At 62.8% G+C, this 12,064-nt stretch carries 10 protein-coding genes and 1 pseudogene; 9 read left to right on the top strand and 2 right to left on the bottom strand.

All coding sequences use genetic code 11. From position 1 onward, the window contains the following. A pseudogene (locus AR689_RS22785) lies at window positions 1-561 on the top strand (recombinase family protein); the annotation flags it as partial. A gap of 52 nt (window positions 562-613) precedes the next feature. On the opposite strand, the gene AR689_RS15335 reads toward AR689_RS22785, so the two are convergent. Continuing rightward, window positions 614-1,348, bottom strand: coding sequence for an NUDIX hydrolase (locus AR689_RS15335; protein WP_062071496.1), 735 nt, complete (start codon window positions 1,346-1,348; stop codon window positions 614-616). Between the two features lie 103 nt (window positions 1,349-1,451). Here AR689_RS15335 and AR689_RS15330 point away from each other — a divergent pair, with 103 nt between their 5' ends. The 7 genes from AR689_RS15330 to AR689_RS15300 all read left to right on the top strand — a co-directional run bounded on the left by AR689_RS15330 (window position 1,452) and on the right by AR689_RS15300 (window position 9,381). After that, entirely contained in the window at window positions 1,452-2,471 is a 1,020-nt protein-coding gene (locus AR689_RS15330; protein WP_062071494.1) for an SPFH domain-containing protein, read from the top strand. Between the two features lie 9 nt (window positions 2,472-2,480). Further along, complete coding sequence (locus AR689_RS15325; RefSeq protein ID WP_062071492.1) at window positions 2,481-3,383, top strand: diacylglycerol kinase catalytic domain-containing protein; 903 nt, start codon at window positions 2,481-2,483, stop codon at window positions 3,381-3,383. Between the two features lie 76 nt (window positions 3,384-3,459). Continuing rightward, the gene (locus AR689_RS15320) at window positions 3,460-4,368 is read left to right on the top strand and encodes a LysR family transcriptional regulator (RefSeq protein ID WP_062071490.1); all 909 of its coding nucleotides are present in this window, start codon (window positions 3,460-3,462) and stop codon (window positions 4,366-4,368) included. A gap of 130 nt (window positions 4,369-4,498) precedes the next feature. Then, complete coding sequence (locus AR689_RS15315) at window positions 4,499-5,596, top strand: tartrate dehydrogenase (RefSeq protein ID WP_062071488.1); 1,098 nt, start codon at window positions 4,499-4,501, stop codon at window positions 5,594-5,596. 94 nt (window positions 5,597-5,690) lie between these two features. Next, on the top strand, window positions 5,691-7,184 hold the full coding sequence (gene dctA, locus AR689_RS15310) for a C4-dicarboxylate transporter DctA (RefSeq protein ID WP_062071486.1): 1,494 nt from the start codon (window positions 5,691-5,693) through the stop codon (window positions 7,182-7,184). 1 nt (window position 7,185) lies between these two features. Next, window positions 7,186-8,340: a glycerate kinase gene (locus AR689_RS15305; RefSeq protein ID WP_062071484.1), complete on the top strand. Its 1,155-nt coding sequence runs from the start codon at window positions 7,186-7,188 to the stop codon at window positions 8,338-8,340. A gap of 93 nt (window positions 8,341-8,433) precedes the next feature. Beyond that, complete coding sequence (locus AR689_RS15300; protein ID WP_231745545.1) at window positions 8,434-9,381, top strand: hypothetical protein; 948 nt, start codon at window positions 8,434-8,436, stop codon at window positions 9,379-9,381. Here AR689_RS15300 and AR689_RS15295 read toward each other — a convergent pair. Then, window positions 9,378-9,878, bottom strand: coding sequence for a GNAT family N-acetyltransferase (locus AR689_RS15295; RefSeq protein ID WP_197412898.1), 501 nt, complete (start codon window positions 9,876-9,878; stop codon window positions 9,378-9,380). The genes AR689_RS15300 and AR689_RS15295 overlap by 4 nt on opposite strands. Window positions 9,879-10,053: 175 nt before the next feature. Between AR689_RS15295 and ggt the strand changes: the two genes are divergently transcribed. Further along, on the top strand, window positions 10,054-11,895 hold the full coding sequence (gene ggt / locus AR689_RS15290) for a gamma-glutamyltransferase (protein WP_062071482.1): 1,842 nt from the start codon (window positions 10,054-10,056) through the stop codon (window positions 11,893-11,895). Window positions 11,896-12,064: the final 169 nt, after the last annotated feature.

Here is a 12,064-nt window from a genome sequence, read left to right as displayed (position 1 = left end):
ATGTTCCTTATAACTGGAATGAAGATCGGTTATGCACGGGTCTCGACGAACGACCAGGACCTCACTGCCCAACGCAATGCCCTCGTTGCTTTGGGTGTGGAAGAGACCTAGATCTTCGTCGATCACGGGCTCACGGGAGCGAATCGAGTGCGCCCAGGTCTCCGTGAAGCAATGGCGGCCTGCCGGGCCGGCGATACGCTCGTGGTGACCAAGCTCGACCGGCTGGCGCGTTCCCTTTCCGATGCCAGGGACATCGTCGATGAGCTGACGGCTAAGGGGGTTGTGCTTAGTCTCGGTGGAAGCACCCATGACCAAACTGACCCGGTAGTCCGTCTGCTGTTCAACGTCCTGGGAATGGTGGCCGAGTTTGAGGCGGATCTGATCCGGATGCGCACCCGCGAGGGCATGGCGGTAGCAAAAGCCAAGGGACGGCTAAAAGGCAAGCAGCCAAAGTTGTCCAAGACACAGCGGAAGCACCTACTGACACTGCATGACGCCGGCGAGCATACGCAGGCCGAACTGGCCGAGCTGTTCCGGGTGTCACGGACCACGGTGTACCGCGGGCACTGGGCGAATCCGCTACCGCGACCGCCCCAGTTCAGTGTCAGCCGCTTTAGTCCCTCGGCCGCATCAGCGGCGGGTTCAGGACCGCGCGTGCGGGGTGGCCCGCCGTCGGACGCGCCTCGGGGGCGAGCCGGAACAGCGCAGCCGGCCTCCCGGCGTCGCCCGTTGTCATCCGTCCGACTTCTTCCAGGAAGCCGGGCGTCCCTGTCGCTTTTCTGTGGAAGTTCCGCGGGTCCAGGCGCGTACCCCACATGGCTTCGTAGACGGTGCGGAGTTGGGCGATGGTGAACTCTTCTCCGCAGAACGCGGCGCCCAAGGGTGAGTACTCGAGCTTGGATTTGGCCCGTTCCAGGGCGTCGTCGAGGATGCGGGCATGGTCGAAGGCGAGCTCCAGCGTCCCGTCGAGGACTTCCCGCACCGGGTACCAGGCGGCCTGTTCGGCGTCGCTGCCGGCCGCCAACACCGGGAAGTCCGGCGCGAGCAGCAGGTGCGCCACAGTGAGGACGTCGCCGCGGGGGTCGCGCCCCTGCGGGCCGTAGCTCCCCAACTGCTCAAGGTGCCCGGGCAGATGTTCGACGCCGGTTTCCTCCGCGAGTTCCCGGCCCGCCGCCTCGAGGAGGTTCTCCCCCGCGAGGACGAAGCCGCCGGGAAGGGCGAGTTTGCCGCGGAAGGGCTCGATGAGTCGGGTGATGAGCAGGACGTTCAGTTCGCCTTCGCGAACGGTGAGGGCGACGACGTCGACGGTCACCGGGAAGCGCTCGGGCGCCGGATGGGATGCAGGCATGCATCAATCGTAGGTAATTATCGTCATGTTGACAATAATGCCGAGGTGGCCCTACTGTGTAGTTATCGTCAAATTGACGACAATAATTGAAAGCGAGAACACCATGGCCATCATCAAGCGCTACCCCTGGGTCAGCCACTTCCTCGGCAGCCCCACCGGTTACGTCGTCCACCTGCAGAAAGGCGCAGTCAAGCACCAAGGAGTCGGACAGGCGTTCTTCTTCCGCCCCGCGAACTCCGTGTTAAGCGAGGTACCCGTGGACGATCAGGAACTGCCCACCCTCTTCCACGCCATCACCCGCGACCACCAGGATGTGAGCGTTCAGGCCAACGTGACCTACCGCTTCATCGATCCTGTGGCCGTCTCCACCCGACTCGACTTTGGACTCCAGACCTCCGGCAAGGCACCTGCAACCGGACGCGAGCAGGTGTCCACCATCATCGGCCAGCTCTGCCAGAGCCACGCGATCGACCAGATCGCCACCACCACACTGGCCGAAGCATTGGCACGCGGAGTCAGCCAGCTCCGGCTGATCCTCACGGAGGCGCTGCGGGCAGATGCCCGCCTCCAGTCCACCGGCATCGAAATCCTCGGCGTGCAGGTACTGGCCATCCGACCCGAGGCCGACGTCGAACGTGCGCTGCAGACTCCAGTGCGCGAACAACTCCAAGCCGAAGCGGACCGGGCTGTCTACGAGAGGCGGGCAGTCGCCGTCGAACGCGAACGCACTATCTCCGAGAACGAGATGGCGAGCCAGATCGAACTCGCCTACCGGCGGGAGAACCTGGTGGCCCAAGAGGGTGCCAACGCCCGCCGCGCTGCCGAAGAGAAGGCCGCCGCTGGACTCATCGAGGCACAGGGTTCTGCGGAACGAAAGGGTATTGGCGCAGCAGCCGAGGCGAACCAGATCCGACTCGTCGGCGAAGCAGCAGCGGCCCGCGAAGCAGCAACCATGGAGGTCTACCGCGGCATGGAACAGGCCACGCTCCTCGCGTTGGCACTCAAGGATGCGGCCGGCAGCCTGCCGAACATCGGTAACCTCACCATTACCCCGGACCTGCTCAGCGGAGCACTTGCCGGATTGTTCAAGGAACCCGCCACAACCGTAGAAGCCACCAAGTAAGGACCCGTCATGGCAACCCCGCGCATCGTCATCGTCCATCGGCGGACCGAACTTCAGGAACTCCTGGACCGGCATGCCACCCGAGGACAGGCCGAGTTCTTCCTCAGCACCCGTGGCCGCAGCATCCAGGACGTACAGGACCGTCACGACCGCCTGACTGACGCGCTGGCAACCATCAGGGCTTCCGTGCCATCGGATTGGCGGCAGGCCGAGGTGGAACGCGCAGACCTCAGCCGCTTCCTGCTCACGGCGGAGGACATCATCGCCGTGGTGGGGCAGGACGGGCTCGTGGCGAACGTTGCCAAGTACCTGAACGGCCAGCCGGTGATCGGCATCGATCCCGAGCCCGGCGCTAACCCGGGCGTTCTTGTCCGGCACACTCCGGCGGCGGCTGCAGCCCTCCTCTCCTCCGGTGACGTAGCCCGTCTTCGCTGCCAGAACCTCACCACCGTGACGGCAACGCTCGACGACGGCCAGCAGCTTTCGGCGCTCAACGAAGTTTTCATCGGGCACGCCTCACACCAGTCGGCGAAATACTCCATCACCGCCCCGAGCTTCACCCAGGCGGGCGGACAAACGGAGCGGCAATCGTCGTCCGGCCTGATCGTGTCCACGGGCACAGGCGCCACCGGCTGGTGTGCCTCCATCGCCTTGGAGCGCGGCGGGCGCGCCTTGCCGGCACCCACCGATCCCCGGCTCGCGTGGTTTGTCCGCGAAGCCTGGCCCTCACCTGTCACCGGCGCCTCGCTGACGGAAGGCATCCTGGAAGCCGGGGAGGTTCTCCGGATCACCGTAGCGTCCGATCAACTGGTGGTGTTCGGCGACGGCATGGAAGATGACCGGCTGACGGCGTCGTGGGGGCAGGAGATTGCGATTCAGTTGGGGCAGAGGCCGCTGCGACTGGTGGTGTGATCCAAACGGAGCCCAGGAGGCTTGATAGGCATAAACTATCGATGCCCTCGCTCGACATTCCAAAGGACCCCAGGCCATGGACACGCGCAAGCTCAAATACTTCCTCGCCGTCGTTGACCATGACGGCTTCAACCGCGCTGCTGAACATCTCCTGATCGCCCAGCCATCGCTGTCCCAAACCATAGCGGGCCTTGAGAAGGAGCTCGGCGTTCCCCTTTTTCACCGCATCGGCAGGCGCGCTGTCCTGAGCGAAGCTGGCAAGGAACTGGTGGGCCCGGCCCGACTCGTGATGCGGGACCTGGACGCTGCGCAATCCGCCGTTCAATCCTTGCGCGGGATCCGCAGCGGAAAACTGGACATCATCACCATGCCCTCCCCGGGGATAGAGCCCCTGACGTCAATGATTGCCTCCTTCACCCAACTTCACCCGTCGGTTCGGCTGAACGTCGGCGCCGCTTTCACTCCGGAGGAAGTCATCGAATCAGTCCGCAGCGGCAGCCATGAGGTAGGTCTGGCCGGCTCATCCACACCCATCAAGGTCCCCGGCGTTGAGGTCCTGGAGCTCGAGCGGCAACCGCTGATCCTGATCGTCAACCCGCATGCAGATACCTTCCCCTCTACCGGCACTGCCATCCAGCGCGAAGAACTGGGCGGACACCGACTCATCGCAAGTCAGCGCGGATCCCTGATGCGGTGGCTCGTGGACGACGCCTTGGCCCACGGAGTACAGGTGGAGATCGTGGTGGAAGTGGCACACCGGACGTCCATCCTGCCGCTGGTGCTGGCAGGCGTCGGGCATGCTGTGATGCCGTCCTCGTGGGCGCCTACAGCTCATAAGGCCGGGCTTCGAACTTTGTTGGTGGAGCCGGTGAATTACCTCGATGTTGCCGTACTCAGCCGAAAGGAAAACCTCACGCCGGCCGCGAAGGCCTTCCTGAAGGTCGCCGCCCACCACACTGAACGTGGGCCGGGAGCGAATAGATAGGCAGTACCTATCAGGTGTATCGAAACTAAGTCTTGGACGCCGCCCACCCCTCCGCCGTGTACTTGAAGAGGAAGAACAGTGTGACCCGCATAACAGGCTCACTGCTAACAAACTCAACGAGGAGGTAGGCATGAGCGCCACCCAGAAATTCAGCATCGCATCGATCCCCGCAGACGGCGTGGGCAAGGAAGTTGTTTCCGCCGGCCGCCGCGTTCTGGAAGCCTTGGCTGAGAACTCCAACGGCAAGTTCGCCTTCGACTGGACCGAGTTCCCTTGGGGCTCGGAGTACTACGCAAAGACGGGTCAGATGATGGACTCCAAGGGCCTGGAAGCCCTGAAGGAATTCGACGCGATCTACTTCGGAGCCGTTGGCTGGGAAAACGTCCCGGACCACATCAGCCTTTGGGGCCTGCGCCTGAACATCACCCAGAACTTTGACCAGTGGGCCAACATCCGCCCGGTCAAATTCCTCCCCGGAGTCCAGTCGCCGCTCCGCAAAGCAGACACCACCGAGCTCGATTGGGTGGTTGTCCGCGAGAACAGCGAAGGAGAATACGCCGGACTGGGCGGCCGCAACCTGAGCGGTCGCGGCCCGGGCAACGAGGTGGCACTGCAGACCGCGCTCTTCACGGAGAAGGGCTGCGAGCGCATCATGCGATTCGCTTTCGATCTCGCCCGGACCCGCACAGTGAAAAAGGTTTCCTCGGTCACCAAATCCAATGCCCAGCAGTACGGCATGGTCCTCTGGGACGAAACCTTCCAGCGCGTCGCCCTGGATTACCCGGACGTGCAGACCGAGAGCGTTCTGGTTGACGCCATGAGCGCCAAGTTCATCCTCAAGCCCGAGGATCTGTCCGTTGTGGTTGCGTCCAATCTGAACGCCGATATCCTCTCGGATCTTGGCTCCGCCCTCGCCGGCAGCCTGGGCCTGGCAGCGAGCGCCAACCTGAACCCTGAGCGCCGTTTCCCGTCCATGTTCGAACCGGTCCACGGATCTGCACCTGACATTGCAGGCCAGGGCATCAGCAACCCGATCGGTGCCATCGCCAGCGCCGCACTCATGCTGGACCACTTTGGCCTGCACGAGGAAGCACGCCGTGTGGAGGCCGCCATCGAAACGGCCACCGGCTCAGGCCACCTGACCCGCGACGTCGGCGGCACTGCCACCACCGAGAACGTCACCGAGGCCATCATCGCGGCACTCGTCACCACTCTCGCAACCGTCTGACCACAGACTCAACGTTCGACGGCGGCCAGCCCGCCGCCGTCGAACATCACCTTCAGTTTTCCCTCCAGAGACATTCCACAACGAGGTAGGAATCATGGATCACAGCACCACCGCCGGCGCAGCCGCTTCAGGCAAGAAGGCGCCAACAAAGACCCGCTGGTACAAACAGTTGTACTTCTGGGTACTGACCGCAATCGTCATCGGCATCCTGGTGGGGTGGCTGGCTCCAGCTGCCGGCATCGCCATGGAACCGATCGGTACCACCTTCGTGGATGCCATGAAGATGCTCATCGGCCCCATCGTCTTCCTGACCATCGTGGGTGGCATCGCCAGCGTGGCCGATCTGAAAAAGGTGGGGATGACGGGCCTCAAGGCTCTGACCTACTTCCAGATCGGTACCATTTGCGCCATGGTTTTCGGCCTCGTGGCCATCAACATCTTCCGTCTCGGTGACGGCGTCAACGCGGACGCCAGCACTATCCAGACCTCGGACTCGGCCGCCAAGCTGATCGACGCCGGACAGCACCAGGAATGGTGGCAGTTCCTCACCCACATCATTCCTGAAAGCATGGTTTCGCCCTTTGTTGAGGGAAACATCCTGCAGATCATTTTCATCGCGGTTGTTTTCGGCATCGCCCTCAATGCCATGGGCAAAGTTGGCGCGCCGGTTCTGGACGGCATACAGCGGCTGACCAGCGTGATGTTCAAGATCCTCGGCTTCATCATGAAGGCCGCACCGCTGGGTGCGTTTGGTGCCATGGCTTATGCGGTGGGCAAGTACGGGGTCTCATCGCTGACCAGCATGGGCGGTCTGATCGCCCTGTTCTACGTCACCTCAATCCTGTTCGTGGTGATTGTCCTCGGCTCTGTCATGGCGTTCCTGAGGCTGAATATTTTCACCATGATCCGCCACCTCAAAGAGGAGTACATGCTCATCCTGGGCACCTCCACTGCTGAACCCGCCCTGCCTGGGCTGATGCGCAAACTGGAGCATGCCGGGGTGAAGAAGGAAACGGTGGGCCTGGTGGTCCCCACGGGATACAGCTTCAACCTGGACGGCGCCGCCATTTATCTGTCCCTCGCCGCCCTATACATCGCCCAGGCCACCAACACGGATCTCACCATCGGGCAGCAACTGGGACTCCTTGCCGTCATGCTGCTGACATCCAAGGGTGCCGCCGGTGTCGCGGGTGGAGGTTTCATCGCCCTCACAGCAACACTGACCACTCTTGGCACCATCCCCGCAGCCGGCATCATGCTCATTTTCGGCATCGACAAGTTCATGTCCGAGTGCCGCGCCTTGGTGAACTTCACTGGCAACGCCGTCGCCACGCTTTTCATCGCTTGGTGGGACCGCACCTTGGACGCCGACCGCGCCCGCCGTGTCTTCCGCGGCGAAGCAGTGGAGCCGATCCCTGCAGAAGACCCCGCCCACGCGGACGAAGTCACCGACATCGACGATGACCTGACTGAGTACGGGCACCACGGCCCCAAACACCCATCTTCACTGGACAGCACAGTGGGCGAGGGTCTCTCCAAGCAGACCGCCTCATCCGACCGCCGCCCCGCCTACTCGGAGACACTCTGACATGACCAGCACCGTTCTTATTGCTCCCGACAAATTCAAGGGCAGTCTCACCGCCGGCGAGGTAGCCGATGCACTTGCTGCCGGGCTCCGCTCGGCTGGATCGGACGGCACCGGAACAGTGCACTGCGAGATCCTTCCACTTGCCGACGGAGGCGATGGCAGCGTTGATGCCGCTGTCGTCTCCGGTTTCGCCCGGCACCGTTGCACCGTTGCCGGCCCCACCGGGCAGCCCGTCCGCGCGTCCGTTGCGTTCGACGGCATCACCGCAGTGGTTGAGGTTGCGAATACCTGCGGTTTGACGGTCCTGACCGGCTCCACCCTTGAGCCACTGGATGCCTCGAGCCGTGGATTCGGCGAGGCCGTACGGTTCGCCTTGACTCTTGGGCCATCCCGGGTTGTTTTGGCCTTGGGTGGCAGCTCCAGCACCGACGGCGGCATGGGCATGCTCACCGCTCTGGGCCTGAACTTCCTCGACCAGTCCGGGGCCTCGCTGGAGGGCACCGGCCGCTCGCTGTCCCAGGTTCACTCAGTGACCGGCCCCCTGGTCCCGGAACTGGACGGCGTGGAACTCATTCTCGCCAGCGATGTCCACAACCCTCTGTACGGACCCACAGGTGCCGCGGCCGTCTTCGGCCCCCAAAAGGGCGCCACCCCGTCTGATGTTTCAACGCTCGACGCCGGGCTGAAGCACTTCTCTTCTGTACTTACTGGTGCTGGACTCTTTTCGGGCGGCGCTTCCAATGCAGCGCACCACCCTGGCGCCGGGAGTGCCGGTGGCGTCGGCTTCGCCTGTTTGTTGATGGGAGCGAAGCAGGTTTCCGGCGCGGACTACTTTCTGGACCTTCTGGACTTCGATGCACGCAAGGATGTTTGCGACGTTGTCATCACGGGTGAAGGCAGCATTGATGACCAGACTCTGGCCGGGAAGCTGCCCGCCGCCGTCGCCCGCCGTTCCGGCCCCCGACCGATCATCGCCGTTGCCGGCCGCTCGCTGCTCGCACGTGAGCAATGGGCCGAGATGTCGCTAGCGTCGGTATATGCGCTGACCGACTACACGGACTTGGACTCCTCGAAGGATGCTGAGCTCTCTGCGGACTTGCTGCGCGTGATTGGGCGGGAAATTGGAGATGCGGTGCTGGGGATTGCCCAGAGCTGAGGACCGATACATTAATCCACTCGGTGTAGTATAGGTGCCTGCCCGCCCGGCTTAGGCTCGGGCACCAATTTCCAGACTCATACGAGGAGCCTCGTGAGCCACCCCGAGAAAACTGCCCAGACTTCCACCCCGGCCACGAACCCTTCAGGAAAACCCGGCCGGGACGCTTTGTGGGGGTGGTTGATCGGACTCCTCGCCGGTATTCTCGGTCTGGTGCCATGGTGGATCACAGGCGGCACACTGCCACTCCAAAACCTGTGGGCCACACAAGTGATGCCGGCTCAGATGCCTCCCGCCCTTCTCCCCCTGAGCCAGTACGAGGCGACAACCATTGTTGCGCTGCTGACGGTTGGCGGAGCATTGGCCGGGCTTGCTGTTCGCATCTGGTCACCCGCCCGCCGTCGCCTCGTCATGTGGTGCGCGGCCGCCGGTGTCTTCGCGGTGCACTTCACGGCCACCGTTCAATCATTTTCTGTACTTCACCAGGGCCTCGCCACGGGCACCTTGGCCAGCCTCTACTTCGGCGGTCTCCTCGCGGGCGTCATCGGTTCGGTGATCGCGGCATTTGTTGCCATGCTGCTCATCGCTTCACCCTCCCATGTCAAAGCCACCATCGGATTCGGGCTCGTGGCTGTTCCCTTCACTTCCTGGGCAGTGGTGTGGGTAGTGAGCGTGGTGGGTTTCCTCAATGTACCCACTGCCGTGCCCACCATCGCGCGATGGGTCCCCGCCGTCCTGGTGGGTTGCGCGCTGGCGTGGTGTGGACTCCGGCCCGCCCGTCGAGCGGTTGCCTGGGTGCTTAACCTCGTATTCCTATGGCTGCTTCCGGCACTGTTCACTGCCGTCCAAGCCGTCCTTGGAACCCGGGTGCTGGCAGGCGATATTCCGGAGATGCTGTTGATGGGCAGGCAGGTTTTGACGGCTGCCCTTGGCCCGGACGGAGGGGCTTTGCCCACGCTTTTGCTGGCCCTGGCTATTGGGCTGGCGGGAGTCGGAGGGCGAATCATCGCTGCGCGCAGGAGCTCGGACCCAGCTCACTAGTTCGTATGAGTGCGAACCATTCGAACGTCCTTCACGTCGTCTTCAATCTTCACCGTGCCATCAGCGATGAATCCGTTCTTCCGATAGAAAGCCTGGGCTCGCGGATTGGGATCGGCCACCCACAACACCGCGGGCGTCGAAGGGCTGATGACTTCATTAAGTAGCGCCGCTCCCACCCCCGAGCCGTGGAACGCTGCGTAGGCGTACAGGACAAACAACTCCTGCTGCTCTTCAGCCTGCTCGGGCGCGGGGCCCGACATAGCAATGCCGATCACTCTGTCTTCATGCACAGCGACGGCGGCGTTGTTCTTTTCATAGCGAGGATCACTCAGCGCTGCCGTCCAGAATTTTTCCCGCCACACCAGGAGCTCCGGGTCGTCCAGCGCGGAGTCACTCATCAAGCCCCGATAAGTTTCGCGCCAGGTATCCACATGAACTTTCGCCATCTCCAGCGCATCCATTGGTTCAGCACGACGCACGTCAAAGTTGATTGCCATGGCTCAACGGTACAGGCGGTCTTAAGCCGTGCCTGCGCGTGGAGGCCAAGGGTGCGTTGACCGTCCTTACCCCTAATACCCCTCGAATTTCAACCGTTGTTCCCTTGCAAACCCCGCGATAGGGTGACCGGACCGTCCACCCACATCATCGTCTGGAACAACTCTGGGAGACACCATGACACATGTGAGACGTCAATTTGCTGCGGTCACTGCAGCCTTGGCACTGACCGCAACGAGCGGCGCGATGGCCAGTCCGGCCTTCGCCGACCCCCGCGAAACAGACAAGACAGCCACGGCCACCGGCTATGGCGGCGCTGTGAGCACCGTGGATCCCGAAGCTTCCGCAGCAGCCATCGAAGTACTCAGGAAGGGTGGCAACGCTGCCGACGCCGCCGTCGCCGCAGCAGCAACTTTGGGAGTGACCGAGCCCTACAGCGCAGGCATTGGTGGCGGCGGCTACTTCGTGTTCTATGACGCGAAAACCCAGCAAGTAGGGACCATCGACGGGCGCGAAACCGCTCCGGCGGGCATGCCGAACGATGCCTTTATCAACCCTGCAGACCCCGAGGGGAAGCCCTACAGGTTCACGCCGGAACTTGTGACCAGCGGCGTTTCCGTGGGCGTTCCCGGCACACCCGCAACCTGGGAGCGGGCGCTGGAACGCTGGGGAACGCTGGATTTGGGCCAGGCGCTGAAGCCGGCCATCAAGGTGGCCAACCGCGGTTTTGTTGTGGACGAGACGTTCCGGCAGCAAACGCTGGACAACAAGCTGCGCTTTGACGCGTTCACCTCCACCCAGGACCTGTTCCTGCCCGGTGGTGACGCTCCCGCCGTCGGAAGTGTCTTCAAGAACCACGATCTCGCGGAGACCTACCGGCAAATAGCCAAAGAGGGCACTGACGCCTTCTATGGCGGCCCGATCGCGGAGGAAATCGTCAAAACGGTCCAGGCCCCGCCGAAGACCGCCACCACCGGACTTCCCGTCCCTGTCGGTTTCATGACCACCCAGGACCTGGCCAACTACAAGGTGCTGGACCAGGACCCCACCGAGGTGAAGTATCGCGGCTACGAGGTTTACGGCATGGCTCCTTCCAGCAGCGGCGGCACCACGGTGGGTGAGTCGCTGAACATCCTGGAAAACTACGACCTCAAGGGCATGACACCAGTGGATGCCCTCCACCATTACCTCGAGGCCAGCTCACTGGCTTTCGCGGATCGTGGCGCCTACGTGGGCGATCCTGCTTTCGTCAATGTCCCCACCACCACGCTGCTGAACGACGTCTTTGCCAAGGAACGCTCCTGCGAGATCGATCCCACGGTGGCGGCTCCCAAGCCTGTAGCCCCCGGCAATATTAAGGAGTACGACGGCGCGTGCCCGGCTGCCGTGGCGCCCCTCGCCAAGGAATCGGATACGGAGAACATTTCCACCACAAACCTCACGGTCGCCGACAAGTGGGGGAACGTGGTGGAATACACGCTGACGATCGAGCAGACCGGCGGTTCGGGAATTGTTGTCCCGGGCCGGGGCTTCCTGCTCAACAACGAGCTCACTGACTTCAGCACGGTGTATGACCCGAAGGATCCCAACCGCATTGAACCGAACAAGCGGCCGCGTTCTTCAATGTCACCAACGATCATTCTCAAGGACCAGAAGCCGTTCCTGGCACTGGGCTCCCCCGGCGGATCCACCATCATCACCACGGTGCTGCAGACCATCCTGAACCGCATCGACCTTGGGATGACAGTCTCGGAGGCCCTCGCTGCGCCACGTACTTCTCCGCGGAACGGTGCCACGGTCAGCTCCGAACCCGCTTTCATTGAGGCCTATGGTCCTGCGCTGGAGCAGTTGGGGCATGACTTGGTTCCCGCTGGTGACGCCTTCACTTCAGCTGCCGAGATTGGGGCCGCAACTGCCATCGAGTTCAATCCGGACGGATCGTTGACCGCGGCCGCCGAGCCTGAACGCCGTGGCGGAGGTTCGGCGATGGTGGTGAACCCGACTAAACCTGGCAAGTAGCGGCTGGCTGAGTCAGTGGACGACCGTCTTAGGGTTGTCGATTCTTCCTCACCTCCCGGACAAACCTCCACAGCGTCATCACGGATGCCGCCGCAATGACGATTCCGGACAGAATAGACCACCACGTTTGATCTGAATCGGAAACGAAAATGGACACAGCATAGGCACC

This window comes from Arthrobacter sp. EpRS71 (assembly GCF_001512285.1).
GTDB lineage: Bacteria > Actinomycetota > Actinomycetes > Actinomycetales > Micrococcaceae > Arthrobacter.
This window is presented reverse-complemented; position numbering and strand designations above follow the sequence as displayed.

Bases quoted from the DNA above. Each gene is read 5' to 3' on its own strand.
- AR689_RS15335 (WP_062071496.1), bottom strand. From the start codon at position 1,348: ATGCCTGCATCCCATCCGGCGCCCGAGCGCTTCCCGGTGACCGTCGAC.
- AR689_RS15330 (WP_062071494.1), top strand. From the start codon at position 1,452: ATGGCCATCATCAAGCGCTACCCCTGGGTCAGCCACTTCCTCGGCAGC.
- AR689_RS15325 (WP_062071492.1), top strand. From the start codon at position 2,481: ATGGCAACCCCGCGCATCGTCATCGTCCATCGGCGGACCGAACTTCAG.
- AR689_RS15320 (WP_062071490.1), top strand. From the start codon at position 3,460: ATGGACACGCGCAAGCTCAAATACTTCCTCGCCGTCGTTGACCATGAC.
- AR689_RS15315 (WP_062071488.1), top strand. From the start codon at position 4,499: ATGAGCGCCACCCAGAAATTCAGCATCGCATCGATCCCCGCAGACGGC.
- dctA (WP_062071486.1), top strand. From the start codon at position 5,691: ATGGATCACAGCACCACCGCCGGCGCAGCCGCTTCAGGCAAGAAGGCG.
- AR689_RS15305 (WP_062071484.1), top strand. From the start codon at position 7,186: ATGACCAGCACCGTTCTTATTGCTCCCGACAAATTCAAGGGCAGTCTC.
- AR689_RS15295 (WP_197412898.1), bottom strand. From the start codon at position 9,878: ATGGCAATCAACTTTGACGTGCGTCGTGCTGAACCAATGGATGCGCTG.
- ggt (WP_062071482.1), top strand. From the start codon at position 10,054: ATGACACATGTGAGACGTCAATTTGCTGCGGTCACTGCAGCCTTGGCA.